A 25,631-nucleotide genomic window follows, 5' to 3' on the forward strand; every position below is an offset into this window, starting at 1 on the left:
GCAGGGCAGATGATGCGCACATGACCCGAACCAGAACCGCCCTTTGCATGGCGCTGCCGCTTGTGGCGCTGATGGCGCTTGCCGGATGCACCCCGCCCCAGGCAGAGAACCCCGCCGATGCGCTGTTGGGGTCGATGCTGGACACGCCGCCGGGTGCGCCACCGGGGACCTGCTGGGGCAAGATCGTCAGCCCCGCCCTGATCGAGACCGTCACCGAACAGGTGCTGGTGGAGCCTGCACGGCTGGCCACTGACGGCACCATGGCCACGCCCGCGATCTTTCGCACCGAAACGCGACAGCGCATCGTCACGGAACGCGAGGTGACATGGTTCGAAACCCCCTGCCCGGCTGACCTGACGCCTGATGTCATCGCCTCGTTGCAGCGCGCACTGAACGTGCGGGGCCTCTATGCGGGGGCGGTGACGGGTCAGATCGACCGGGCCACCAGCGAGGCCGTGCGCCGCTACCAGTCGGCCACGGGGCTGGACAGCCCCGTGTTGTCACTGGCCGCCGCCCGAACACTTGGACTTGTGGCGACACCGCTGGACCAGCTGGATCAGGACTGACCCGGTATCGCCGCGCCCAAGGGGCGGTGCAGCCCGTCACGCGCCAGCCGCGCAGCCTGCAGCGCATCAAGCCGGGCCAGCGCATCCTGCGGGGCGCGCGATTGCGCAAGCGCCCGCTGCCATGCCCGCAGCGCGGAGCGCGGGCTCCATGGCAAGGCAGCCTCGGCCAGCCATCGGCGCAATTCAGGCGGCAGGCGGTCGAATTCGGCCATCGGATCGCGCGCAGGGCGCGGCTTGCGGCGGCGACGGAGGCTGCTGGCCAGGTTGGCGCGCCCCTTTTGCCTTGCGCCCTCAGGCAGCATCCGGACGCGTCCAGCGCGGGAAGGGGTCGGACAGGCCTGCCCATTCGGTGCGGATGCCCTGATCATCGCAGCCCATCAGGCAGGCATCAAGGCTGGCGCGGATCGCGGCCTCGTCCATGCCTGCCCCGATGAAGACCAGTTCCTGACGGCGATCGCCCCAAGGGTCGACCCAGTGCCGCGCGGCATAGTCCCGCGCCGCCTGATTGTCGGGCCAGCGCGCCCGTGGCACCGACGCCCACCACGTGCCCAACGGCGTGACCGCGCTGAGCGCCCCTGCAAGACTGAACTCGGCCACCCAATCAGGACGCGAGGCCACCCAGAAATGCCCCTTGGCGCGGATCACGCCGGGCATATCACCGTTCAGCACGCCATGAATGGCCGCCGGATCGAAGGGGCGGCGCGCGCGATAGGTGAAATGCGTCACGCCATATTCGGCGGTTTCCGGCACATGATCAGCGAAACCGTAAAGTTCCTTGGCCCACATCGGGTGATCCTGCGCGGTGGCGAAGTCGAACAGGCCGGTGTCGAAGATCGCGGCCGGATCGACACGCGCGAAATCGGTCTCGATCAGCCGTGCATCGGGGTTGAGCGCGCGAATGATCTTGCGCGCCGCATCATGGCGGTCGGGTCCGGCGTCTGTGATCTTGTTCAGGACGATCACATCTGCGAATTCGATCTGGTCGGTCAGCAGATGCACCAAGGTGCGCGTATCGCCCTCGCCCGCGGATTCCCCACGATCCGCCAGGAAATCATGGCTGGAAAAGTCGCGCAGCAGGTTCACCGCATCCACGACCGTCACCATCGTGTCCAGCCGCGCCACATCGGACAGGCTGTCGCCGTTGTCATCACGGAAATCGAAGGTGGTCGCCACCGGCAAGGGTTCCGACACGCCCGTCGATTCGATCAGCAGGTAATCAAAGCGGCCCTGCCCGGCCAGGCGGCGCACCTCTTGCAGAAGATCCTCGCGCAGAGTGCAACAGATGCAGCCGTTCGACATCTCGACCAGCGTTTCCTCGGTCCGGGACAGGCTGCTGCCCGCGCGCACAAGGTCGGCGTCTATGTTCACCTCGGCCATGTCATTGACGATCACCGCCACGCGGCGCCCCTCGCGGTTGTTCAGCACGGCGTTCAAAAGCGTGGTCTTGCCCGCGCCAAGAAAGCCGGACAGGACGGTCACGGGAAGGCGGGTATCGGCAGGTGTCATGGGGGCTCTCCAACTGGCATAATATGTAATGTTATTACATAACATATGCTATTCGGGGCAAGCCCTGTTCATGAAAAAGGGGGCGTCCCGCGACGCCCCCCTTTTGCTTTCCTTCGATCCTTGCCGGATCAGTCCAGCGACAGCGCCACGAAGCGCGGATCACCGGCACGGCGCACCAGCAGCAGCAGCGACTTGCGCCCGGCCTCGCGCGCCTCGTCGATACGGTCGGTCAGATCGCTGACGGCTTCCACCTTCTGCTGGCCCGCTTCGGTGATCAGATCACCGGCGCGCAGGCCCTTTTCGAAGGCTTCGCTGGCCTCATCCACATCGACCACGACAAGACCCGTGGCCCCGGCGGGCAGATTCAGCTCGCTGCGCAGGGTGTCGGTGACGGGGCTGAGGGTCAGGCCCATCATCTCGACCGGCTCGTCCGGTGCAGGGGCGGTCTGTGCCGCGGGCACGGCGCTTTCGGCCTCTTCACGGCGGCCAAGTGTCACCATGAGGGTCTGGGTCTTGCCATCGCGCCAGACCATGACGCGGACAGCCTTGCCCACTTCGGTATTGCCGACCTGACGCACCAGGCCACGGGTGTCCGCCACATCCCGACCATCGAAGTTCAGGATCACGTCACCCTGCTGGATGCCCGCTTCCTTGCCGGGGCCATCGGGCACATCCGTCACCAGGGCGCCTGCGGTCGCCTCGAGGCCCATCGCCTCGGCCACGTCATCCGTCACGTCCTGGATGCGCACGCCCAACCAGCCGCGCCGCGTCTCGCCAAATTCGCGCAGCTGGTCGACCACGCGGGTCACCACGTTCGAGGCCATCGAGAAGCCGATTCCGATCGAGCCGCCGTTGGGCGACAGGATCGCGGTGTTCACGCCGATGACCTGGCCGTCCATGTTGAACAGCGGCCCGCCCGAGTTGCCCCGGTTGATCGCGGCATCGGTCTGGATGTAGTCGTCATAGCTGCCCGACAGCGCCCTGTTGCGCGCCGAGACGATGCCCGCGCTGACCGAAAACCCCTGTCCCAGCGGGTTGCCCATGGCCACGACCCAGTCGCCCACGCGCGCGGTGTCGCTATCGCCGAAGCTGACATAGGGCAAGGGCTTGTCCGCCTCGACCTTCAGCAGGGCGATGTCGGTGTTCGGATCGGTGCCGATCACCTTGGCCACCATTTCCTCGCCCGAGAAGAATTCGATCACGATCTCGTCCGCGCTTTCGATCACGTGGTTGTTGGTGACGATATAGCCGTCTTCCGAGATCACGAAACCGGACCCCAGCGCCGAGGACCGGCGCGGCCTGTCACCCGGCGTGCGGTTGCGGTCCTGGAATTCGCGGAAGAAATCCTCGAACGGGCTGCCCTCGGGCACGATCGGATTGGGCCCGGCATTGCCGGCCACGGTCGTCGATGTCGTGATGTTCACGACCGACGGGCTGATCTTTTCGGCCAGATCGGCGAAACTTTCGGGGCGTGCCTGCGACTGCAGCGCCGTCATCAGGATGAACGCCGTCGCAATCAGGCCCATCCAGAACGCGCGGATCAGGCCGGTTTGATGGTCGGGGATGGAAACCGCTTTGTTGCTCACACCCGTAACTCCTTTGTCCTTGATCACTGCGGCAGCGGGGTCGGCATCGCGTCGACGCATGGCGCAGCATGTATATCCTTTACCTAGTGCGCGTCCGACGCAACACCAAGAGAGGTCGCGCTTGCTCAACAGGGTGTGATGAGCCCGCGATCAGGCCCCCAGAATACCGGCCAGCCAGACAAAGGCCAGACCGGCGACGATCGCCAGCAGACCAAGGGTGCGCCGCGCCGGCAGCGGCAGTTCACGCAGGGCCGCCAGCAGGTTCTCCACAAGCGAAGGGGCCAGCGCATAGGCCAGCCCCTCCACGATCAGCACCAGCCCGAGGGCCAGAAATGCCGTTTCGATCATCAGTTCTGGTCCCTCGTCGGACGGTCGGACCGCAGGTAATCGAAGAACTGGCTGTCGGGCGTCATCACCATCGACGAGTTGTTCCCCTGCAGTGCGTTCTCATAGGCCTGCATCGAACGGTAGAAGCTGAAGAACTCGGGGTTTGCACCGAAGGCTTCGGCCAGGATGGCGTTCCGCTCTGCATCGGCCTCACCGCGAGTGACCTGCGCCTCGCGCTCGGCTTCGGACAGGGTTTCGACCACGGTACGATCCGCCAGCGCGCGCACACGCTGCGCAGCTTCGTTACCACGTGCGATCTCGTCCGCGGCTTCGCGTTCACGCTCGGCCCGCATCCGCGCAAAGGTCGCGTCAAGGTTCTGCGCAGGCAGGTTGGTCTGCTTCAGCCGCACGTCCACCACATCAAGGCCAAGGCTGCGCGCCGAGGCCTGCGCCTGGTCACGGATCCGGTTCATCAGGATCCGGCGATCCTGCGACAGGATCGTGTCGGATGTGACCTGATCGGCACCCAGAACCTCACGGATCTGCGCGTTCAGGATCGACGACAGCCGGTCTTCGGCCGCACGCAGACCGCCCACGCCGACGGCCTGGCGGAACTGCACCACATCGGCGATGCGGTAGCGCGCGAAGGCGTCGACCACCAGACGGCGATCATCGGATGGGGTGACTTCGATGGTTTCGGTATCCAGCGACAGGATCCGGTCGTCATAGCGCACGACCTCCTGGATGAGCGGGATCTTGAACGCAAGGCCCGGTTCCTGCTTGACGGCCTTGATCTGGCCGAATTGCAGCACCAGCGCCTTTTCACGCTCGTCCACCACGAAGATCGAGGACAGGGCGGTCGCGACCACGACGACCAGGATCGGAAGAAGATATGTTGTCTTGCGCATGATCTCAGTTCCCCTGCTCTGCGGGACGCCGCAATTCGTTCAACGGCAGATAGGGCACGACCCCCTGCCCGCCTTCGCCGCCCACGATCGAATTGTCGAGGATGGTCTTGTCGATCTGGCCCAGCACACGCTCCATCGTCTCGATGTAGAGACGGTTGCGGGTCACGTCTTCGGCCTTTTCGTATTCGGCCAGAACCGCCGAGAAGCGGCTGGCCTCACCCAAGGCCTGGTTCACGACCTGCGCGCGATACCCTTCGGCCTGTTCCAGCGTCTGCGCCGCCTCACCGCGGGCTTCGGCCAGAACGCGGTTGGCATAGGCATCGGCCTGACGCTGCAGACGGTCGCGTTCCTGTTCGGCGGCCTGCACCTCACGGAAGCTGTCGATCACCTCGCGCGGGGGGTCCGCCTTGTCGAGGTTGACGCGAACGATGGTGATGCCGCTGTCATATTCGTCCATCGTCGCCTGGATGTTCTCCATCGCGGTATTGGCGATCAGACCCCGGTCACGGTTGAGGATCGGCGACAGGTTCGAGGCCGCGATGATCTCGCGCATGACGGATTCCGACACCGACTGCACGGTCTGGCGCGGATCGCGCAGGTTGAACAGCAGCTTGGCCGGATCATTGATGTTCCAGACGACCTGGAAATCGATGTCGACGATATTGGCATCCGTCGTCAGCATCAGGCCCATGTCCTGGTTGCCGCGTGCCTGTCCGACATCTTCGGTCCGTTCCGAGGTGACATTGACGATTTCCGCCGTGACCAGCGGCCAGGGCGCGAAGTTCAGACCGGGATTGCCGATCTTGTAGAATTCGCCAAGAAACAGCTCGACCGACTGTTCTTCCGGCCGCACGGTGTAAAAGCTGCTGAACGCCCAGAGGCCCACGGCCGCCAGAACGCCAAGCCCCACGGTGGATTTCGTGAAGAGCGGGCCGCGCGGGCCGCCTTCACCGCCGCCGCCACCCTGACCGCCACGGCCACCACGGCCGCCCATCAGAACGCGCAGCTGTTCCTGGCCTTTCCGCATCAGTTCATCGATTTCCGGGATCTGCGGCCCGTTTTCGTCGCCGGGACGCCGCCCGCCACCGTTGTTGCGGCGATCGTCGTCACCGCCCCTGTTGCCGCCGCCGCCGCCCCATGGGCCGCCCGAATTTCCAGCCATTGACCTGTGTTCCCCTTGTTGTCTTCTTTTGAATGGTTCTGAATACCTGCCCCTAACCTGTGAGGCCGGCGCGAAATTTCAAGCGGTACGGACCGGCGATTTCATCGTCACGATCTCTTCCGACATGGTCGGATGCACAGCGACGGTGCGGTCGAAATCTTCTTTCGTGGCACCCATCTTGATCGCGATGCCCGCAAGCTGGATCATCTCGCCCGCACCGGGTGCTACGATATGACACCCCATGACACGCCGTGTCGCCTTGCTGACAACCAGTTTCATCAGAACGCGGCGCGGATTTCCGGCAAAGGCGCTCTGCATCGGCTTGAACGAGGTGCAGTAGATCTCGACCGGCTCGATCTCGCGCGCGGCCTCTTCGGACAGGCCCACGGTGCCCATCTCGGGCTGCGTGAAAATCGCGGTCGGGATCAGGTCGTGATCCACGGGCGTGGGGTTGCCGCCAAACACCGTTTCCACGAAGGCCATCCCCTCGCGGATCGCCACCGGGGTCAGGTTCACCCGGTCGGTGACATCGCCCACGGCATAGATCGAGGGGATGGCCGATTGCGAATACTGGTCCACGATCACCTGGCCATTGCGGCCCAGATGCACGCCCAGCGCCTCGAGGCCCATGCCTTCGGTGTTCGGGGCGCGTCCGGTGGCGAACATCACCTGGTCGAAAAGCTTGTCATCGCCATTGGTGGCCTTGGTGCGGATCCCCGCGCCTTCGCGTTCCAGCGACAGGATATTGGTGCCAAGATGCAGGTCGATCCCGTCCTGGCGCATTTCCTCGGCCACCAGGCCGCGCGCCTCGTCATCGAAGCCGCGCAAGACCTGCGCGCCGCGATAATACTGCGTGACCTCGACCCCCAGACCGTTGAGGATGCAGGCGAATTCGCAGGCGATATAGCCGCCGCCGATGATCAGGATCGATTTCGGCAAGGCGTCCAGATGGAATATCTCGTTCGAGGTGATGGCCAGTTCCGCCCCCGGCATGTCGGGCTTGACCGGTCGGCCACCCATGGCCAGCAGGATGTGTCTGGCGCTCTTGCGGGTGCCGTCGGACAGTTCGACCGTATGCGGATCGACCAGCGTGGCCCGCGCGTCGAAGGTCTCGACCCCGTTCGATTTCAGGATGTTGCGGTAGATGCCTTCCAGCCGGTCCAGTTCGGCATGCAGGTTCTTGCGGAAGGCCGACCAGTCGAAGCCGCCCACTTGCATGTCCCAGCCATAGGCCCGCGCCTCTTCGGCAAGACCGCCGTATTCGCTGGCGAAGACCATCAGCTTCTTGGGCACGCAGCCCCGGATCACGCAGGTGCCGCCGTAACGATCCTCTTCGGCCAAGGCGACCTTGACGCCCCGTTGCGCCGCAACGCGCGCCGCGCGCACCCCGCCCGAGCCGCCACCGATGACAAAGAGATCATAGTCGAAATCGCTCATCCGAACCCCATAGCCTAGTCGGCGACAGGTATTTCACATCGGGAACGGAAGGGCCAGAGAAAGCAGGCGGTCCGATCGCCAGGCGCCCTCTGGTATCCGCCCGCGCGCTTTGCCATGGTCGCGCGCAGGGCGACACGGGCAGACAGCGGGGCCGAGGGTATGATCAAGGACATTACCATGCGCGCGGTGGCGATGGGGCTGCTGGCGGCATTCGTGGGGTATGCCGCGTCCTTTGCCATCGTGCTGGCGGGCCTCTCGGCGATGGGCGCAAGCCCGGCACAAGCGGCGACGGGGCTGTTCTTTGCCACGCTGGGGATGGGGTTCTGCGGGCTGTGGCTGTCGATCACCACGCGCACCCCGGCGGCGGTGGCATGGTCCACGCCCGGCGCGGCCTTTCTGGCGGGCAGTGGCGCCTTGCCCGGCGGCTTTGGCGAGGCGGCGGGCGCGATGATCGCCTGCGCCGTGCTGATCGTGATCACCGGGGTCGTGCCCGCCCTGGGCCGCGCGGTGGCGGCGATCCCCAAGCCCGTGGCCAATGGCTTGCTGGCCGGGGTGCTTCTGAAACTCTGTTTCGCCCCCGCGCTGGCCTTGGGCGAGATCCCGGTACTGGTTCTGCCGGTATTGCTGGCCTGGCTGATGGGGCTGCGCTGGAACCGGCTGGCGGCGATGCCGCTGGCGGTGCTGGCTTTCGGGCTGGTGCTGGTCCTTGGGGTGGACCCGGGGCACGCGACAGCCCCGCAGGGCGGGGCGATGCTGCCGCCGCTGGCCCTTGTTGCGCCGGTGTTCACCTGGCAGGCGATGATCTCGGTCGCGCTGCCGCTTTACCTTGTGACCATGGCGGGCCAGAACATCCCCGGCTTCGCCGTACTGGATCTGAACGGCTACGTGGTCGCGCGGCAGCCGATGCTGGTCAAGACAGGGCTGGTCAGCCTGGCCATCGCGCCCTTTGGCGCGGTGCCGGTGAACATGTCCGCGATCACCGCCGCGATCATGGCGGGCGAGGATGCGGGCCCCGATCCGGGGCGCCGCTACTGGGCGGCGATGATCTGCGGCATGGCCTATATCGGACTTGCCTGCATGGCGGGTCTGGTCGCGGCGCTGGCCAGCGTGGCGCCTGCGGCGCTGATCACGGCGGTGGCGGGGCTGGCGCTGATCCCGGCGCTTGTGGGATCGCTGTCGGCGGCCTTCAGCATGCCGGGCCAGCTGGAGGGGCCGGCCCTGACCTTTCTGATCGCGGCCAGCGGGATGACGCTTTGGGGCATCTCGGGCGCGTTCTGGGGCGTTTTGGCAGGCACGGTCGTATGGGTCGTCAAGGCGCGGCCCACCCCGATGTGACGGGATGGGCCGCGCGGTGATGTGATGCCAAAAGGCTGATATCAGGGTTTGGTGGGCCCCGCCGGTGCGGGGGCCGGGGCCGGTGCGGGGGCCGGTGCCGGGGCCGGTGCTGGTGTCGCGCCGGGGATCGACTGGCTGCCGTAGCCCTGGCCGTAGGTTTCCATCTTGATCACCGCCAGCGTGCCGGGATCAAGCTCGACCTCGATCTTGCGGCCTTCGCGGTCGCGGCCCTCGATCTCGTAGCAGCCGTCATCGACCTTGAACTCGCGGATTGTCCAGCCGTTGTCCTGGGCCAGTTTCATCACCGCCTCGCGCGATTGCCACTGTTCGCGCGCCACGAAACAATCGTCATCGCTGGCCAGCGCAGCGCCCGCGGGAATCAGGGCAACAAGGGCAAGGGTCGTCATCAACTTGGTCATCGTCATCGCAGGTCTCCTTTTCTGTCTCTGCTGAAGACACATTCCCCCCTCGGGCTGAGCGTTTCCTGACGGCGGCGACAATTCTGCTTCAGCCAGCCGTCAGCAAAGGGCCTGCATGACAAAAAAAGACCCCGCCAGGATGTGGCGGGGTCAGGTTTCAGGGGCAACGGGGACGCGTACCCCTGCCGGGAAGCCTTGCCGGATCAGGTGATATCGCCAGGGCCGGCGGCGCGCTTGTCGCCCGTGACCATGGCCAGCGGCAGGTTCTCGTGATGGCGGAAAGAGGCCAGGACAACACCGCCGACATGCAGGGCCGCCAGAAGCAGCAGAAGGTTCGCCAGCACCTCATGCACCTCTTCCAGCGCCTCGTTCGCCCCCTCGCCGCGCCATGCGGTGACCACGTCATGATCGTCGTGATCGTCATCGGCAAAGGCCGGGGCCACGATCTGCGGCAGGGACGGCAGCATCGCGACGCGATCGGGCTCGGCCATCAGCCAGCCGGTGAAGGCGGTGCCGGACAGGGTCAGCAACAGCGCGACGATCATCACGGCCCCTGCCGGGTTATGGCCAAGGTAGCGCCGCTCGCGGCCAGCGATCATGTCGCCCAGATAGGCCAGCGTGGCCCTCGGCCCCTTGAGGAAGGCGGCAAAGCGCGCATGGCGCGATCCGACCAGCCCCCAGAGCAGGCGGAACGCCACCAGCCCCGCGACCGCAAAACCCGCAACCTCGTGGATCTGCTGCACCTCGTCCGCGGTCAGCCAGGCCACCGCGACGGCCAGCACGACACCCCAGTGAAACACCCGCACCAGCGGATCCCAGACGCGCACCCGCGCCGCCTGCGCCCCGTCGCCCGGGCCGTCATGGCCCTGCTCGTCATCTGCCAGAAGATCAATCATCGTCGCTATCCTTTCTGTCACGACCACGGGACTTTTCCCGGTGATCGTCATCGTCATCGAATTCCATCTCGATGACCGCCAGCGTGGCGGGATCGAGGGTCACCTCGATCCGCCGCCCCTGGGCATCGGTGCCGTCAAGCTCGTAGCAACCGTCATCGATCTTGATCCGGCGCAGGGTCCAGCCCTGTTCCTGCGCCCACTGCACCACGCGGTCGCGCGGCTGCCACTCGGCAAGGGGGGCATAGCAATCGTCATCATCCGCCAGGGCCACACCGGCCGGCACCGTCACAAGCAAAACGAGAATCTTAATTATGTCCTTCATGGATCACACTCCGTTTCGTGACCGTGGCCCTTCTTGCGCCGCGAAGCTGACGGGAACCTGACGGATCGCGCGCGATGTCGTCAGTCTTGCGTCAGGTCCGCGCGCGATGGAAGATCGCAACCGGAAAGGCGGAACCGACCATGCGCATCCTTCTGATCGAAGACGACACCATCCTTGGGCAGGCCGTGCGCGACCAGATCGCGGCCGACGGGCATTCGGTGGATTGGGTCAACCGGCTGGACGCGGCGGGTGATGCCATCCGTGCGACGGCCTTCGATCTGATCCTGCTGGACCTGATGCTGCCCGACGGGCGCGGGATAGGCTTTCTCAAGACCCTGCGCGCAGGCGGCGACGTGACGCCGGTGATCATCCTGACGGCGCTGGACCAGGTGTCGGACCGGATCGAGGGGCTGAATGCGGGGGCCGATGACTACCTGGTCAAGCCTTTCGACCTGTCCGAACTGTCGGCGCGGATCGGCTCGGTCGCGCGGCGCTACAGCGGCAATCCGAATCCGATCATCACCCATGGTCCGCTTCAGGTCGATCTTGCCGCGCGCAGCGTTCTGCTGAACGAGCGGGCGGTCGTGCTGACCGCGCGCGAATGGGCCCTGTTCGAGGCGTTTCTGGCCCGGCCGGGCCAGTTGCTGTCCAAGGCGCAGCTGGAAGAAAAGCTTTATGCCTTCGACACCGAGATCGAAAGCAACACGATCGAGGTGCATGTCAGCCGCCTGCGCAAGAAGCTGGGGGCCGGGATCATCGAAACACAGCGCGGCCTTGGCTACAGGCTGGGGCGCGGATGAGGGCGCCGCGCAGCCTGCAGGGACGGCTGGCGCTCTGGCTGGGGGCGGGGCTGATGGTGCTGTGGATCGCGGCCGCATCGGTGACGGCGCTGCTGGCTCGCCAGCAGATGAACGAGGTCTTCGATTCCGCCCTTGCCGCCACCGCACAGCGCCTTTTGCCGCTGGTGGTGGTGGACATCATCGGCCGCGAAGAGGAAGGCATCACCCAGAGGCTGGCCGCCATCCCCGAGAATGACGCCTATTTCACCTATCTGGTGCGCGACGATCAGGACCGTATCCTGCTGCAATCCTTTTCCGCCGAGCCTGCCAGTTTTCCCGAGTGGGACGGGCCGGGATTTCGCGAAACGGCCACCCATCGCCTTTATGGGGTGGCGGCGCTGCAAGGCACGATCCGCGTGACCGTGGCCGAACCGCTGGCGCACCGCGCCTCGGTCGCGCGCGAGATCCAGCTGGGTCTCGGCCTGCCCCTGCTGGTCGTGGTGCCGCTGGCGCTGGCGGCGATCATCCTGACCTTGCGCGCGAACCTGGCCCCGCTCAACCGGTTCCGCGACCGGCTGGCCGATAGGACGATGCATGATCTGTCCGCGATCCCGATCACCGATCTGCCGGCGGAACTTGCGCCGGTGGGGGCCACGCTGAACGAACTGCTGGCCCGGCTGGACGCCGCCTTTCAGGCCGAACGCGGCTTTGCCGCCAATGCCGCGCATGAGCTGCGCACGCCCTTGGCCGGGGCCATCGCGCAGGTGCAGCGCCTGCAGGCGGAAACCGCCGATCCCGCGACGCGTCAGCGCGCGGCGGAAATCGAGACATCGCTCAAGCGCCTGACCGGCCTGTCGTCCAAGTTGCTGGAACTGTCGCGCGCCGAGGGCGCCCCCCTGCGCAGCGCCCAGACCTACGATCTGCGGCCCGTCTTCGGCATGCTTGTGGATGATCTTGCGCGCCTGCCCGGCGGGGGGCGCATCGCCGCGCACCTGCCCGATCAGGCGGTGCCGACCGATATCGACCCCGATGCCGTCGGCATCGTGCTGCGCAACCTGGTCGAAAACGCCCTGCGCCATGGCGTGCCGGATGCGCCCATCGCGGTCGAACTGGGCGAGAATGGCAGCCTGCGCGTGGCCAATGACGGCCCTGCCGTCGCGCCGGACAGCCTGAAGCGCCTGACCCGCCGGTTCGAGCGCGGGGCGGCGTCATCGACGGGCAGCGGGCTGGGGCTGTCCATCGTCGCGGCCATTGCCGAACGGCTGGGGGCCGCGCTGGTCGTGACATCCCCCCGCAAGGGTGCGGCGTCGGGCTTCGAGGTCACTTTCACCCCGCAACCGCCTGCCGCGTGACTGGCCTGCGGCCGTCGGTTGTCGGTCCTCAGTCTGCCAGTCGTCAGTCTGCCAGATCGGTGAACAGGTTGTCGTTCTCGACGAAATCCAGCCGGTCCTGTTCGATCGTGCCCTGGTTGATGTCGCGGGTCTCTACCCGGCCATCGCCATAGCCCACGATCACGATATCGCAGATGTCGATGAAAAGGCCGTTTTCCACCACGCCCGGCACCTGGTTCAGCACCATCGCCAGCTGGCGCGGGTTCCCGATGCGGTTCAGGTGCAGGTCCAGGATATGATTGCCCTCATCCGTGATGAAGGGGCGGTCGCCGTTCATCCGCAGCGTCACGTCGCGGCCCAGAACGTCCATCGAGATCAGCATCTCTTCCACCAGGGCGCGGGTGGTCTGCCAGCCAAAGGGGATCACCTCGACGGGCAGCGGGAAGGCGCCAAGCGTTTCCACTTCCTTGCCGACATCGGCGATCACGATCATCTGGTCGGATGCCGTGGCCACGATCTTTTCCTGCAGCAACGCGCCGCCGCCGCCCTTGATCAGGTTCAGATCGCCGTCGAATTCATCCGCCCCGTCGATCGTCAGGTCCAGCCATTTCGCCTCGTCCAGGCTGATCACCTCGATGCCCACCTCGCGCGCCAGCGCCGCCGTACGGGTCGATGTGGGCACGCCCTTGATCTTCAGCCCGTCATCGCGCACCAGCTCGCCCAGGCAGCGCACCATCCAGGCTGCGGTCGATCCGGTACCCAAGCCCACGCGCATCCCGTCCTCGACATAATCCACCGCGCGTTTGGCGGCGACGAACTTGGCCTTGTCGATGGGTGACAATTCTCCGGGCATGGCAGCGACTCCGTCTGGTTGAATGGCGGTTGGGGGCGGTTATAGGAAAGTTGCGCCCCCGGTGCGAGGGGGCAATCGCGACGATTTGCGCGAAAGCTGCGGCAGGCGTCGTTTTCCGGTGGTGCATCCGCGCCGATTTGACGTCAGATTGCGCGCATGACGCATCCCTACCGCCTGCATTACGCCCCTGACAACGCCTCGCTGATCGTGCGGCTGGCGCTGGAGGAGATGCGCCTGCCCTATGAGGCCGTGCTGGTGGATCGGCGCGTCGCGGCGCAGCGATCCGTGCCTTACCTGGCGCTGAACCCCCATGGCCGCATCCCGGTTCTGGAAACACCTGACGGCGCGATTTTCGAAACCGGGGCGATCCTGCTCTGGCTGGCGGATCGCCACCGAACGGAAGCCTGCGCCATGATGCCGCCCTGCGACCATCCCGACCGGACTCATGCCCTGAAATGGCTGTTCTTTCTGTCCAACACGCTGCATGCCGAACTGAGGATGCTGTTCTACCCCGCGCTATACGTGGGCGAGGATGCCACCCATCAGGCTGCGCTGCGCGCGCGTCTGCGCCAGTCGCTGCGCGCCCATCTGGCGCAGCTGGACAGCGCCGCGGCTGCGGGTCATTCCTGGCTGAACGGTCCGGACCCCAGCATGCTGGACTATTACCTTGCAACCTGCCTGCGCTGGATCACGCTTTACCCGGTCGATCAGGCCGGGTGGTGGGACCGCGCCGCCACACCGCATCTGGAGGCGCTTTGCGCCCGGATCGAGGCGCGCGCGGCAACCGCGATCTGCGCTAAAGCCGAAGGTCTGGGGTCCCATCCCTTTACCCAACCGGCCTATCCCACTCCACCCGAAGGAAGTGCCCTGTAATGTTCCTGTCCGTCTTCGAGATGTTCAAGGTCGGCATCGGCCCCTCGTCCTCGCATACCATGGGGCCGATGGTGGCCGCCGCGCGGTTTCTGGACCTGCTGCGCAGCCAGCCCTTCACCGCGCATGGGCTGCGCGCCTCGCTGCACGGGTCGCTGGCCTTCACGGGCGTGGGCCATGCGACGGATCGCGCCACGATCCTGGGCCTGGCCGGGTTGAAGCCCGACACCTATGATCACGAAAAGGCCGAGGCGCTGATGATCAGCATCCGCGACACCAAGATGATCGCGGTCGAGGGCCTGCCGCCGCTGCATTTCGATCCCCTGGCCGATCTGGTCTTTGATTTCGGCCCCGCCCTGCCGGGACATGCCAACGGGATGAAGCTGATGGCGACCGACGCGCAAGGCGACGTGATCCTGCGCGAGACCTATTATTCCATCGGCGGTGGTTTCGTGATGACGGAAGGCGAACTGGCCGCGGGAAAGGACACGGACGATGGCCCGCCCGTGCCCTATCCGTTCAAATCCGCCGACGAAATGCTGAAGATGGCGCGCGCTTCGGGCAAGAGCATCGCCGAGATGAAGCGCACGAACGAGCTGTCGCGCCGCCCGCGCGCGGCGCTGGACAGCGGGATCACCCGCATCTGGCAGGTGATGAACGACTGCATCGATCGCGGGCTGGAACATGACGGCATCCTGCCCGGCGGCCTGAAGGTGCGCCGCCGCGCGCGGGGCATCCATCAGGCGCTGCTGGCCGAACGCGGGCTGAACCTGACGGCGCCCCATGTCATCAATGACTGGATGAGCACCTATGCCATGGCCGTGAACGAGGAAAACGCCGCAGGCGGCCAGGTGGTGACCGCGCCGACGAATGGCGCGGCAGGCGTGATGCCAGCCGTGATCCGCTACTGGCTGGATCATGTGCCGGGCGCCAATCCCGCGCGGGTGGACGAATTCCTGCTGACCGCCGCCGCCATCGGGGGCCTGGTGAAATACAACGCCTCGATCTCGGGCGCGGAGGCGGGTTGCCAGGCCGAGGTCGGCAGTGCCGCCGCCATGGCCGCCGCCGGGCTTTGCGCCGTGCTGGGCGGTAGCCCCGAGCAGATCGAGAATGCCGCCGAGATCGCGCTGGAGCATCACTTGGGCATGACCTGCGATCCGGTCAAGGGGCTGGTGCAGGTGCCCTGTATCGAACGCAACGGGCTGGGCGCGATCAAGGCGGTGTCAGCCGCATCGCTGGCCATGCGCGGGGACGGGCAGCACCTTGTCTCGCTGGATGTGTGCATCGAGACCATGCGCCAGACGGGTGCGGACATGTCAGAAAAATACAAGGAAACATCGCTGGGCGGGCTGGCGGTGAATGTGCCCAACTGTTGATCTGCGGCGCGGGCGCCGAATTCGGGGCATTTGAAGAACGATGAAAGACGCGTCGCATTTGGAATGGCGGGCGGGCGCAGGCCGCGCTAGAGCCCGGACATGAGCGACGCGCGCACCCCTGCCCTGCCCTATCTGAACGACCGCATCGTGTTGGGCGTGGTGCTGATGCTGGGCTTCTGCCTGACAGCGCCGCTGATCGATGTGGCCTCGAAACTGGCGGCCCAGACCATTCCGGTGGGACAGGTGACAACCGCGCGTTTCATCGTGCAGGGCCTGCTGATGCTGCCGCTGTGCCTGCTGCTGGGTCACGGGTTGCGCCTGCCGCCGGGCGTCCTGTCGCGGCTGGTGCTGCGCGCGCTGTTTCTGATCCTGTCGACCTATTTCTTCGTGGCAGCCGTCAAGGTGATGCCCATCGCCGATGCGCTGGTGATCGCCTTCGTCGAACCCTTCATCCTGCTGTTGCTTGGCAAATACCTGTTCGGCGAAGAGGTGGGGCCGCGCCGGCTTGGGGCCAGCGTGGTGGGCTTTGCGGGCGCGCTGCTGGTGATCCAGCCAAGTTTCGCGGCCTTCGGGCTGGTGGCGCTGTTTCCGCTGGGCACGGCCTTCTTCTTTGCGTTCTACATGCTGGTGACGCGCAGCCTGTCGCGGCAGATGCATCCGGTGCCGATGCAGTTCCACACCTCGACCGTCGCGGCGGCGATCTGCCTGCCCGTGATGTTGTTGGGAACCGGGATCGAGATCCCGACGATCAGCCCGGTCTGGCCGGAAGGGATCGAATGGACCTGGCTTTTCGCCGTGGGCGCGGCCTCGGCGCTTGCGCATCTGATGATCAGCTATGCGCTGCGCTATGCGCCCTCGGCCACGGTGGCGCCGCTGCATTACCTGGAAATCCTCAGCGCGGTGGCCTTTGGCTGGCTGTTCTTTTCCGACCTTCCCAATGCGATGACCTTCGCGGGCATGGCCGTGATCACGGCGTCGGGGCTTTACATCTTTCACCGCGAACGCGTGGTGGAACGTGAAAAGCGGGGCTGACCCCGGCCTCATGTCCGGCAAGGGCGATTGCCATTCCCGCCGCCCCCTCCTAGCCTGCCGCGCATGAGCGTGATCCATCCCCCCGACCGGCCCATGCTGGGCATCCTGCTGATGCTGGGCTTTTGCGCGGTCGCGCCGCTGGCCGATGCGCTGGCCAAGATCCTGGGCGAGACGGTGCCCCTGCTGATGGCGGTCTTTGCCCGATTCGCGGTGCAGGCGCTTGTGCTGGCGCCGCTGGTGCTGACCACGGGGCGTGTCTGGCGGCTGCGGGGGCGGATGCTGCGACTGGTGATCCTGCGCACAGCACTGCATATCGCGGGGATCACGCTGATGTTCAGCGCGCTGAAATACCTGGCCCTGGCCGATGCGATCGCCATTGCCTTCGTGATGCCCTTCGTATTGCTGCTGCTGGGCCATACCATCCTGGGCGAGGAGGTCGGCCCCCGCCGCCTGATCGCCTGTATCGTGGGCTTCATCGGCACCTTGCTGGTGATCCAGCCCAGCTTTGCCGAGGTCGGCTGGCCCGCCTTGCTGCCGGTCGGTGTGGCGGTGGTCTTTGCGGCCTTCATCCTGGTCACCCGCCTTGTGGCGCGTGATACCGACCCGATCGGGTTGCAGGCGGTCAGCGGGATCATGGCAAGCTGCGTGCTTTTGCCTGTCCTGCTGATCTTCGGCGGCGTCGATACGGGACCCGCCGCGCTGCGGCTGGTGATACCCTCGGGGCAGGACTGGGCGCTGCTGATCGGGGTCGGTCTGCTGGGCACGGTCGGTCACCTGCTGATGACATGGTCGCTGCGCTTTGCGCCATCGGCAACACTGGCGCCGATGCAATACCTAGAAATCCCGTTCGCCACGCTGATCGGCTGGCTGATCTGGCGCGACCTGCCCGATGGGCTGGCGGCCCTGGGCATCACCGTCACGGTGGCCTCGGGTCTTTACATCGTGTTGCGTGAACGCCAGTTGAGCAGCGCGAGCGCGGCGCGCGCCGTTCAGTCCCAGCCGTAGGGGCGGGCCAGCAAGGTCTCGACAAGATGACCCAATGTGGCGCGCGGCAGGATCAGCAGCATCTTGGGGGCCGTCACCGCCAGCCAGATCGGTCCCGTGGCCCTGTTCGACGTGCCCACACGACCGTCCGGCGCAAAACTCAGCCCGCCGACGGGCCAATGCAGCCCCTCGGATTTCGCCTCGACCGCGCCCATGGGAAAGAGTGAGACGACATCGCCGCCCTGCAGGTTCAGCCGCAGGGAGGGTGGCGCCAGCATCACGATCTCTGACGGGCCGATCAGAAGGCAGCGTTGCCGGTAATGCCGCACCAGCGTATTGAACGCCGCCATCTGGTGATCAAGCCGTGGCCCGGTGAAGCCAAGCCCCAGAACCAGCGGCGCCCGGATTGCCATCAGGCATTTCTCGAAATCGGTCGTGTCCTGCTCGCTGATGGGGTGGATGCGCCCCTCGGGCAGGCGGGCCCGGTCGGCGGGATGCAGCGAATCCATATCGCCGATCACGGCGTCCGGCAGATGCCCCGCGGCCATGGCAACCCCGGCGCCGCCGTCGGCGGCCACCAGTTTCGGCCCCAAGGCCAGCGCATCCTGCAGGGATTCTACATCGGACTGGCCCCCACCGATCAGGGTGACAGGCGCGGGGGAATGAACAATGATGTCTTGCATCGCTTGATTATGGTCCAATCAGGAAACAGATCACAATGTAAACACAAAATGATACGTTAAAAATCGAAGAATTGTTCCCGTTTCGACGCCTATCCGATGGTAAACACAATCCAGACGGGCAAAAGAAAGCGAGTGACCAATGGTGAGCACCAGTAAGATTCTCACGGTCTCCTATGGGACATTTTCATGCACTTTGGAAGGTTTCGACGATTCCTTCGAAACCATGAAAGCAATTGCGGAATACTTCCGGGACCTGGCCTCGGAAGATCGCTACTTCGGGGCCGAGCCCCCCGTCCCGGACGCAGAGATGCTGGCCCGGATCGCTGAACGCGAGATCGCCCGCCGGGTCGAAGCCCGCGAAGAGCGCGGCAGTATCGTGCTGCGCGCAGCGCCCTACGGCGCCGTTGCAGCCCCGCTGGCCCCGCAGCCTGCAGCGCCCCAGCCGGCAGCGCCCCAGGCGCAGCCGCAGCCGCAGGCACCTCAGGCTTTTGCCCCCGCCGCACCCGAAGCCCCGGCGCCGCAGCCCGCCCCGGCCCCGCAGCCTGCAGCGCCCCAGCCGGCAGCGCCCCAGGCGCAGCCGCAGCCCCTGGCACCTCAGGCTTTTGCCCCCGCCGCACCCGAAGCCCCGGCGCCGCAGCCCGCCCCGGCCCCGCAGCCTGCGGCCGTCATCCCCGCAGCGGTGCAGCCCCCAGCCCCGCAGCCCGCTGTCGTCAAGGCACCCGCCGCGCCTGCCATGCAGACGCAGCCAGCAGCAACACCCTCCCTGCAGCAGCGCCCGACGCCCGTGCCCCATCCGGACCCCGAAAGCGTGGCCGCCAAGTTGCAGCGCATCCGCGACGTGGTGACGCGGTCCGCGCCGATTGCCGACACCTATTCCGAAGACGAGCATGCCGAGAACTTCGCCGAGGAGTTTCTGGCCGAGGCAACCACCCATATCGAATTGGCCCTGTCGCTGGACGATCAGGCCATGGAAGCCCCGACCGAAGCCGAGACCGACGAGATCGACGCGCTTCTCAGCCGTTTGGCCGGTGATGACACCGCCTATGCGCCTGCGGCCCAGCCAGATGCGATTGCAGATGCGGGCCCGCAGGTCGAAGACGCGGCCCTGGCCGATGCTACGGAGGCTGCGGACCTTGCCGACACCGTCGCTGAAACGGTGCAGGACGACGCGCCCGAAACCGACCTGGCCCCCGCGATGGACGCGGTGGAAACGACCGCTGAGACCGAGGAAGAGGCCGCAGGCGAAGCTGTGGACGCAGCTGCCGAACACGCTGTCGAAACCTTCCTGTCCCTCGATGAGGACGACATCGAGATCATCGAGACGGCAGAAACCGAAATCCCGGCTCAGGACATCGCCGGGGATGACGCTGCCGGGCAGGATGCCCCCGCCTTGGCCCGCGTGATGAAAATCAAGCGCGAGGATCTGGAAGCGGCGATTGCCCGTGGCGAACTGATCGAGGAAGCAGCCGATGCCGATCCCGCCGCACTTGCCGACGAAAGCGCCGCCGGTACCGCCCGTGCGCCCTTTTCCGAGCTGAGCCCCGAGAAGGAAGACGAACTGCGCCGTGAACTGGCCGCGGTCGAGGCCGAGCTTCTGGACCTCTATCGCGACACCGATGACCATGCCGCACCTGCGGCGACGGTCACCAACCTGGCCGATCTGGACGACGACGAAGACGAAGACGCCTACGAGGACGACGAGGACACCACCTCGATCTTCGACGAAGATGATGCCGATGACGACAGCATGGATGCTGACGCGGACGAGGCGGAGGAAGAAAAGACCCCCATGGTTCTGCGCGATCCGCGCGACCGGCTGGGCAAGGTCACGGCAGAGGATGACATGTCCCGCCTGATGGCCAAGACCGAGAACGAACTGACCGAACCCGAGGGCGCGAACCGTCGCAACGCCATCGCGCATCTGCGCGCGGCCGTCGCGGCCACAAAGGCGGATCAATCGGCAGGCGTGATTCCCAACCGGGACCCGGCGGCGAATGTCTTCCGCGAGGATCTGGCCAGCGTCATGCGCCCGCGCCGCCCCGTGACAGAGCAGAGCAGCGCCACGCCGCGCCCCTCTGATGTGCGCCCTGCGCCGCTGAAACTGGTGGCGGAACAGCGGGTTGACCTGCCCGAAACGCGTTCGGGCGCGCCGGTGCGCCCGCGCCGCGTGTCCCTGGCGCCGCTGCCCGAGGAGGCCGACATCGACGAAGCACCCGTGGCAGGCAACACGGACGAGGAAAGCGGTTTCGCCGATTTCGCCCGCAAGATGGGTGCCACGTCGCTGCCCGACCTGCTGGAGGCCGCCGCGGCCTATCTGGTGCATGTCGAAGCGCGCGAGGAATTCTCGCGTCCGCAGCTGATGAAGAAGGCACGCCAGGGGTCGAACGACATGCTGAGCCGCGAAGACGGCCTGCGCGCCTTCGGCCAGTTGCTGCGCCAGGGCAAGATCCAGAAGATCCGGGCGGGCCGGTTTACGGCATCGGAAGACATCAGCTTCAAGCCGGCTGCGCGCCGCGCCGGCTGATCAGGCCCGACAGATCCGAAACAAAAAGGGGCGGCCAATGGCCGCCCTTTTGCACATCCGGTTGCCTGTCCGGTTCGACCGAAGGTCAGTCGCGGGGCTGCCCGTCATCCTGCGGCGCGTCGGGATCGGCCTGCCCGATCCCGCGGAACACGAATTTGAACGGCATGATCCACACAAAGCCGAGGCCGACGTAGATCAGCAGCTCGACAAGGATTGTCGGCCTCTCGATCAGGCTGACCAGCGTGACCGCCGCCATGATGTAAAGCGGCAGGCCGACCAGCAGAATGACCAGTGACCAGCGCTTGCGGGCCTTGTAACTCAGCGCCATGACAGCCGCACCCTCCTTGGACCTGCAGGTTCCGCATCAATCCTCGAACGGATCGGTCACAAGGATCGTGTCCTCCCGCTCGGGTGAGGTGGAAAGTAGGGCGACCGGGCAATCGATCAACTCCTCGACGCGGCGCACGTATTTGATCGCCGCCGCCGGAAGATCGGCCCAGCTGCGCGCGCCTTCGGTGGATTCGCTCCAGCCGGGCATTTCCTCGTAGATCGGCTTGCAGCGCGCCTGGTGGTTCGCGGCCGTCGGCAGGTAATCGATCCGCTCACCGTCCAGCTCGTAGCCGACGCAGATCTTCAGCGTCTCGAACCCGTCCAGCACGTCAAGCTTGGTCAGCGCGATGCCCGACACACCCGAGGTGGCGCAGGTCTGGCGCACCAGCACGGCATCGAACCAGCCGCAACGCCGCTTGCGCCCGGTCACGGTGCCGAATTCATGGCCCCGCTCGCCCAGGCGCTGACCGTCGGCATCATGCAGTTCCGCCGGGAACGGGCCCTCGCCCACGCGGGTCGTGTAGGCCTTGACGATTCCCAGCACGAAATCGATGGCGCCGGGGCCCATGCCCACGCCGGTTGCCGCCTGCCCCGCGATCACGTTGGACGAGGTGACGAAAGGATAGGTGCCGAAATCGATGTCCAGCAACGCGCCCTGCGCGCCCTCAAAAAGGATGCGCTTGCCCGATTTGCGCTTTTCGTTCAGCACCTTCCAGACGGGGGCTGCATATTCCAGAACGGCGGGGGCGATCTCGGTCAGGGCCGCGATCAGGGCCGCGCGATCAACCGGGTCCATGCCGAGGCCCCGGCGCAGCGCATCGTGATGCACCAGCGCACGGTCCACCCGCGCTTCCAGCGTCTCGGGATCGGCCAGATCGGCCACGCGGATCGCGCGACGCCCGACCTTGTCCTCATAGGCGGGGCCGATGCCGCGCCCGGTGGTGCCGATCTTGGCCACGCCCACCGCCTCTTCGCGCGCGCGGTCCAGCTCTCCGTGGAAGGGCAGGATCAGCGGCGTGTTTTCCGCGATCATCAATGTCTCGGGGGTGATCGTCACGCCCTGGCCGCGCAGGCCCGCGATTTCCTTGACCAGGTGCCAGGGGTCCAGCACCACGCCATTGCCGATCACGCTCAGCTTGCCGCCGCGCACGATTCCCGATGGCAGCAGCGACAGCTTGAACACCTTGCCGTCGATCACCAGCGTGTGGCCCGCATTGTGCCCGCCCTGGAAGCGCGCGATCACATCGGCGCGCTCGGACAGCCAGTCGACGATCTTGCCCTTGCCTTCATCGCCCCACTGGGCCCCCACGACCACCACGTTCGCCATTGCCTGTCCTTCTTTGCTGGATCAAACCCGCGCCCGTCATATCGACCCGCGCAGATACATGAAACCGGAAATTGGGGCGCGCGGCTGCAATGACGGCGCTTTCTGCGCAGGCTTTCGTGCAAAGCCCCCGGACAGCCCCCGTTTCGCGGGTTGCCCCGCGTGATCAAATTGCCTAGATAGCAGGGCAGAACACGGCTCAACCACGTGGCCCACCCAGACCAGTCAGGCGATCGTCCATGGAAAACGTCATCCTCATCATCCACCTTCTTCTGGCGCTTGGGCTGATCGGCGTCGTGCTGATGCAGCGGTCGGAGGGTGGCGGCCTGGGCATGGGTGGCGGTGGCGGCGGCGCGATGACGGGCCGGGCTGCGGCCACGGCGCTGGGCAAGGTGACCTGGGTGCTGGCGATTGCCTTCATCTGCACCTCGATCACGCTGACCATCATCGCGGCACAGAAATCGGCCGGCACCTCGGTGCTGGACCGCGTCGGCGGCGAGCGCAGCGCGCCTGCGGCCGATCCGGTGGCCCCTGCGGGCGATCTGCTGCCCCCGCCCGCTGGCGACACGGCCCCGCTGGTGCCGCGCGCCGACTGATCCACTAGGGATTGAGAAACCACACCGCGCCGCAACATCATGTTGCGGCCAGCTTGCCTTTTGTCCGCGAATCCTCTAAGGGTCAAATCCCGTGGTGCTGCGGTTCCGGATATCCGCAAAAGGCGCTAATTCGCTGAGAGACGCAGCCTGAACGACGGGGGATGCCAACCGATGGCACGCTATATTTTCATCACGGGTGGGGTTGTATCCTCGCTGGGCAAGGGCCTGGCCTCGGCGGCACTGGGTGCATTGCTGCAGGCACGCGGATTTTCGGTACGCCTGCGCAAGCTGGACCCCTACCTGAACGTCGATCCCGGCACCATGTCGCCCTTCGAGCATGGCGAGGTCTTCGTCACCGACGATGGCGCGGAAACCGACCTGGACCTTGGCCATTACGAGCGTTTCACGGGCGTGGCCGCGCGCAAGACCGACTCGGTCAGTTCGGGGCGCATCTATTCCAACGTGCTGGAAAAGGAACGTCGCGGCGACTACCTGGGCAAGACGATCCAGGTGATCCCCCACGTCACCAACGAGATCAAGGATTTCCTGGCCGTGGGCGCGGACGAGGTCGATTTCATGTTGTGCGAGATCGGCGGCACCGTCGGCGATATCGAAGGCCTGCCGTTCTTCGAGGCGATCCGCCAGTTTTCCCACGACCGCCCTCGCGGGCAGTGCATCTTCATGCATCTGACCCTGCTGCCCTACCTCGCCGCCTCGGGCGAGCTGAAGACCAAGCCGACACAGCATTCCGTCAAGGAACTGCAAAGCATCGGTATCGCCCCCGATATCCTGGTCTGCCGGTCCGAACATCCGATTCCCGAAAAGGAACGCGAGAAGATCGCGCTGTTCTGCAATGTCCGCAAAGAGGCTGTCGTTGCCGCCTATGACCTGAATTCGATCTACGAGGCGCCGCTGGCCTATCACCGCGAAGGCCTGGACCAGGCCGTGCTGGATGCCTTCCAGATCAGCCCCGCGCCACGCCCCGACCTGACCGTGTGGGAGGATGTGGTGGACCGCATCCACAATACTGACGGCGCGGTCAATATCGCCATCGTGGGCAAGTACACGCAGCTGGAAGATGCCTACAAGTCGATCAAGGAGGCGCTGACCCACGGTGGCATGGCCAACCGCGTCAAGGTCAACGTGGAATGGGTCGATGCCGAAATCTTCGACACCGAGGACCCCGCCCCCTACCTGGAAGGCTTCCACGCCATCCTCGTGCCCGGCGGCTTTGGCGAGCGCGGGACCGAAGGCAAGATCAAGGCGGCGGAATTCGCCCGCACCCGCAAGATCCCATACCTGGGCATCTGCCTTGGCATGCAGATGGCGGTGATCGAGGCCGCGCGCAATGTTGCGGGCCTGACCACGGCGGGATCGGAAGAATTCGACCACGAGGCCGGCAAGAAACGCTTCGAACCTGTTGTCTATCACCTCAAGGAATGGGTGCAGGGCAACCATGTGGTCGAACGCAAGGTCGGGGACGACAAGGGCGGCACGATGCGCCTGGGCGCCTATGACGCCTCGCTGGCGGCAGGGTCGCTGGTGGCGCAGGTCTATGGCGGCACCGCGATCGAGGAACGCCACCGCCACCGCTACGAGGTCGATATCCGCTACCGTGAAAAGCTGGAAGGCTGCGGGCTGATGTTCTCGGGCATGTCCCCGGATGGTCGCCTGCCCGAAATCGTCGAATGGAAGGACCATCCGTGGTTCATCGGCGTGCAGTTCCACCCGGAACTCAAGTCGAAACCCTTCGCGCCGCATCCGCTGTTTGCCGATTTCGTGCGCGCCGCGGTCGAAACCTCGCGTCTGGTGTAATCTGCTGCAAGCTGCTGCTGGACGGGGCCGGGCCCCGTCGGCTCAGCTTTCCGGCGTCTTGTCGGTTTGCACCGGTTTTTCCCGCATGACCATGCGGGCCAGCCTTTCCCACAATGCGGGTCCGCCCGCGTGCGCGACGGGGCGCGGCTTGACGATGGTCCGGCCCGGCCCCGTCATCTGCAGATCAAGCATCTCGCGGTCGAACACCCAGCGCCCGGATTTGCCGGCCGCGCCGTCGATGTCCTGGCGGTTGATCCAGTCCTGCATGGCCATATGCGCCAGCCCCAGCCCCCGTTCGGGATCGGGCAGGTAGAAGCCGCAGACGATCCGGCGATGAATGGAGTCAAGCAGGCCGCAACGCGCCTGCGCCGCTGCCGGCAGATCGGCCTTGGCGATCATGTTGTACCGCTCGGGCGCACCGTTGAAGAACACCTGCACGGCCGTTTCCAGATCGACCCCCTTGCGGGTCATCATCAGGCGCAGATGCTCTGGATCATCGCCATCCCAATCGAAAAGAAGGGCGGCATGGATCGCCGTCGCACCGGAGACCGCGCCGGTATCGGGCAGCGCCTGGGCTTGTGTCTTTTGAACATCCATCAGGCCTGCACTGACCATGGCACACAATCCTTCTGCGGGTTAACGTTCTCGAACGATACCGATCCAGTGCGGT

The 25,631-nt window shown here is 65.8% G+C and carries 26 protein-coding genes; 11 read left to right on the forward strand and 15 right to left on the reverse strand.

Annotated features, from left to right (window positions below):
• Positions 1–20: 20 nt before the first annotated feature.
• On the forward strand, positions 21–566 hold the full coding sequence (locus ACMUJL_RS03855; RefSeq protein ID WP_375570322.1) for a peptidoglycan-binding domain-containing protein: 546 nt from the start codon (positions 21–23) through the stop codon (positions 564–566).
• On the opposite strand, the gene ACMUJL_RS03860 is transcribed toward ACMUJL_RS03855, so the two are convergent.
• From ACMUJL_RS03860 to gor, 7 genes are all read right to left on the reverse strand, one after another.
• Entirely contained in the window at positions 557–868 is a 312-nt protein-coding gene (locus ACMUJL_RS03860) for a DUF6525 family protein (RefSeq protein WP_375570320.1), read from the reverse strand. The genes ACMUJL_RS03855 and ACMUJL_RS03860 overlap by 10 nt on opposite strands.
• Entirely contained in the window at positions 858–2,072 is a 1,215-nt protein-coding gene (locus tag ACMUJL_RS03865) for a GTP-binding protein (RefSeq protein WP_068290740.1), read from the reverse strand. The genes ACMUJL_RS03860 and ACMUJL_RS03865 overlap by 11 nt, the downstream gene beginning before the upstream one ends.
• Positions 2,073–2,200: 128 nt before the next feature.
• Positions 2,201–3,598 carry a Do family serine endopeptidase gene (locus ACMUJL_RS03870; RefSeq protein ID WP_375574018.1) on the reverse strand — a complete coding sequence of 466 codons (1,398 nt, stop codon included), beginning with the start codon at positions 3,596–3,598 and terminating at the stop codon, positions 2,201–2,203.
• 210 nt (positions 3,599–3,808) lie between these two features.
• Positions 3,809–4,006 carry a DUF2065 domain-containing protein gene (locus ACMUJL_RS03875; protein ID WP_068290742.1) on the reverse strand — a complete coding sequence of 66 codons (198 nt, stop codon included), beginning with the start codon at positions 4,004–4,006 and terminating at the stop codon, positions 3,809–3,811.
• The gene (gene hflC / locus ACMUJL_RS03880; RefSeq protein ID WP_068290744.1) at positions 4,006–4,893 is read right to left on the reverse strand and encodes a protease modulator HflC; all 888 of its coding nucleotides are present in this window, start codon (positions 4,891–4,893) and stop codon (positions 4,006–4,008) included. Before hflC ends, ACMUJL_RS03875 begins: the two co-directional genes overlap by 1 nt.
• A gap of 4 nt (positions 4,894–4,897) precedes the next feature.
• Complete coding sequence (gene hflK / locus ACMUJL_RS03885) at positions 4,898–6,055, reverse strand: FtsH protease activity modulator HflK (protein ID WP_375570317.1); 1,158 nt, start codon at positions 6,053–6,055, stop codon at positions 4,898–4,900.
• 78 nt (positions 6,056–6,133) lie between these two features.
• Positions 6,134–7,492, reverse strand: a complete 1,359-nt coding sequence (gene gor, locus ACMUJL_RS03890; RefSeq protein ID WP_375570315.1) for a glutathione-disulfide reductase — start codon at positions 7,490–7,492, stop codon at positions 6,134–6,136.
• A gap of 159 nt (positions 7,493–7,651) precedes the next feature.
• Between gor and ACMUJL_RS03895 the strand changes: the two genes are divergently transcribed.
• Entirely contained in the window at positions 7,652–8,827 is a 1,176-nt protein-coding gene (locus ACMUJL_RS03895) for a benzoate/H(+) symporter BenE family transporter (RefSeq protein WP_375570313.1), read from the forward strand.
• A 41-nt stretch (positions 8,828–8,868) separates the two neighbouring features.
• Here the strand turns inward: ACMUJL_RS03895 and ACMUJL_RS03900 are convergent, their stop codons facing one another.
• The 3 genes from ACMUJL_RS03900 to ACMUJL_RS03910 form a co-directional block, all read right to left on the reverse strand.
• The gene (locus ACMUJL_RS03900) at positions 8,869–9,252 is read right to left on the reverse strand and encodes a PepSY domain-containing protein (RefSeq protein WP_375570311.1); all 384 of its coding nucleotides are present in this window, start codon (positions 9,250–9,252) and stop codon (positions 8,869–8,871) included.
• Positions 9,253–9,449: 197 nt separating this feature from the next.
• Entirely contained in the window at positions 9,450–10,142 is a 693-nt protein-coding gene (locus ACMUJL_RS03905) for a cytochrome b/b6 domain-containing protein (protein ID WP_375570309.1), read from the reverse strand.
• Complete coding sequence (locus tag ACMUJL_RS03910) at positions 10,135–10,464, reverse strand: PepSY domain-containing protein (protein WP_375570307.1); 330 nt, start codon at positions 10,462–10,464, stop codon at positions 10,135–10,137. Before ACMUJL_RS03910 ends, ACMUJL_RS03905 begins: the two co-directional genes overlap by 8 nt.
• A 140-nt stretch (positions 10,465–10,604) precedes the next feature.
• On the opposite strand from ACMUJL_RS03910, the gene ACMUJL_RS03915 reads away from it, so the two are divergent.
• A complete protein-coding gene (locus tag ACMUJL_RS03915) occupies positions 10,605–11,264 on the forward strand; it encodes a response regulator transcription factor (protein ID WP_375574016.1) in 660 nt (219 codons plus the stop codon).
• A complete protein-coding gene (locus ACMUJL_RS03920; RefSeq protein ID WP_416914133.1) occupies positions 11,261–12,595 on the forward strand; it encodes an ATP-binding protein in 1,335 nt (444 codons plus the stop codon). Before ACMUJL_RS03915 ends, ACMUJL_RS03920 begins: the two co-directional genes overlap by 4 nt.
• Positions 12,596–12,638: 43 nt before the next feature.
• On the opposite strand, the gene rpiA is transcribed toward ACMUJL_RS03920, so the two are convergent.
• The gene (gene rpiA, locus ACMUJL_RS03925; RefSeq protein WP_375570303.1) at positions 12,639–13,427 is read right to left on the reverse strand and encodes a ribose-5-phosphate isomerase RpiA; all 789 of its coding nucleotides are present in this window, start codon (positions 13,425–13,427) and stop codon (positions 12,639–12,641) included.
• Positions 13,428–13,583: 156 nt separating this feature from the next.
• Between rpiA and ACMUJL_RS03930 the strand changes: the two genes are divergently transcribed.
• The 4 genes from ACMUJL_RS03930 (at position 13,584) to ACMUJL_RS03945 (ending at position 17,710) form a co-directional block, all read left to right on the forward strand.
• Positions 13,584–14,300, forward strand: a complete 717-nt coding sequence (locus ACMUJL_RS03930; protein WP_375570301.1) for a glutathione S-transferase family protein — start codon at positions 13,584–13,586, stop codon at positions 14,298–14,300.
• Positions 14,300–15,673, forward strand: a complete 1,374-nt coding sequence (locus ACMUJL_RS03935) for an L-serine ammonia-lyase (RefSeq protein WP_375570299.1) — start codon at positions 14,300–14,302, stop codon at positions 15,671–15,673. The genes ACMUJL_RS03930 and ACMUJL_RS03935 overlap by 1 nt, the downstream gene beginning before the upstream one ends.
• A 99-nt stretch (positions 15,674–15,772) precedes the next feature.
• A complete protein-coding gene (locus ACMUJL_RS03940; protein ID WP_375570297.1) occupies positions 15,773–16,705 on the forward strand; it encodes a DMT family transporter in 933 nt (310 codons plus the stop codon).
• Between the two features lie 63 nt (positions 16,706–16,768).
• Complete coding sequence (locus tag ACMUJL_RS03945; RefSeq protein ID WP_138176882.1) at positions 16,769–17,710, forward strand: DMT family transporter; 942 nt, start codon at positions 16,769–16,771, stop codon at positions 17,708–17,710.
• Here ACMUJL_RS03945 and ACMUJL_RS03950 read toward each other — a convergent pair.
• Positions 17,695–18,372, reverse strand: a complete 678-nt coding sequence (locus ACMUJL_RS03950) for a thiamine diphosphokinase (RefSeq protein WP_068290763.1) — start codon at positions 18,370–18,372, stop codon at positions 17,695–17,697. The genes ACMUJL_RS03945 and ACMUJL_RS03950 overlap by 16 nt on opposite strands.
• A gap of 223 nt (positions 18,373–18,595) precedes the next feature.
• Between ACMUJL_RS03950 and ACMUJL_RS03955 the strand changes: the two genes are divergently transcribed.
• Positions 18,596–20,896 (forward strand): hypothetical protein, encoded by a 2,301-nt coding sequence (locus tag ACMUJL_RS03955; RefSeq protein WP_416914134.1) that lies wholly within the window; start codon positions 18,596–18,598, stop codon positions 20,894–20,896.
• 85 nt (positions 20,897–20,981) lie between these two features.
• On the opposite strand, the gene ACMUJL_RS03960 is transcribed toward ACMUJL_RS03955, so the two are convergent.
• Both ACMUJL_RS03960 and ACMUJL_RS03965 read right to left on the reverse strand, forming a co-directional pair.
• Positions 20,982–21,224, reverse strand: coding sequence for a DUF2842 domain-containing protein (locus ACMUJL_RS03960; RefSeq protein WP_068291747.1), 243 nt, complete (start codon positions 21,222–21,224; stop codon positions 20,982–20,984).
• A gap of 36 nt (positions 21,225–21,260) precedes the next feature.
• Positions 21,261–22,553: an adenylosuccinate synthase gene (locus ACMUJL_RS03965; protein ID WP_375570292.1), complete on the reverse strand. Its 1,293-nt coding sequence runs from the start codon at positions 22,551–22,553 to the stop codon at positions 21,261–21,263.
• A gap of 236 nt (positions 22,554–22,789) precedes the next feature.
• Here ACMUJL_RS03965 and secG point away from each other — a divergent pair, with 236 nt between their 5' ends.
• Entirely contained in the window at positions 22,790–23,146 is a 357-nt protein-coding gene (gene secG, locus ACMUJL_RS03970; protein ID WP_068291755.1) for a preprotein translocase subunit SecG, read from the forward strand.
• A gap of 171 nt (positions 23,147–23,317) precedes the next feature.
• The gene (locus tag ACMUJL_RS03975) at positions 23,318–24,961 is read left to right on the forward strand and encodes a CTP synthase (RefSeq protein WP_068291758.1); all 1,644 of its coding nucleotides are present in this window, start codon (positions 23,318–23,320) and stop codon (positions 24,959–24,961) included.
• Positions 24,962–25,003: 42 nt separating this feature from the next.
• Here ACMUJL_RS03975 and ACMUJL_RS03980 read toward each other — a convergent pair whose 3' ends face one another.
• A complete protein-coding gene (locus ACMUJL_RS03980; protein ID WP_068291761.1) occupies positions 25,004–25,576 on the reverse strand; it encodes a hypothetical protein in 573 nt (190 codons plus the stop codon).
• Positions 25,577–25,631: the final 55 nt, after the last annotated feature.

This window comes from Seohaeicola sp., from assembly GCF_048006315.1.
Lineage (GTDB): Bacteria > Pseudomonadota > Alphaproteobacteria > Rhodobacterales > Rhodobacteraceae > Seohaeicola.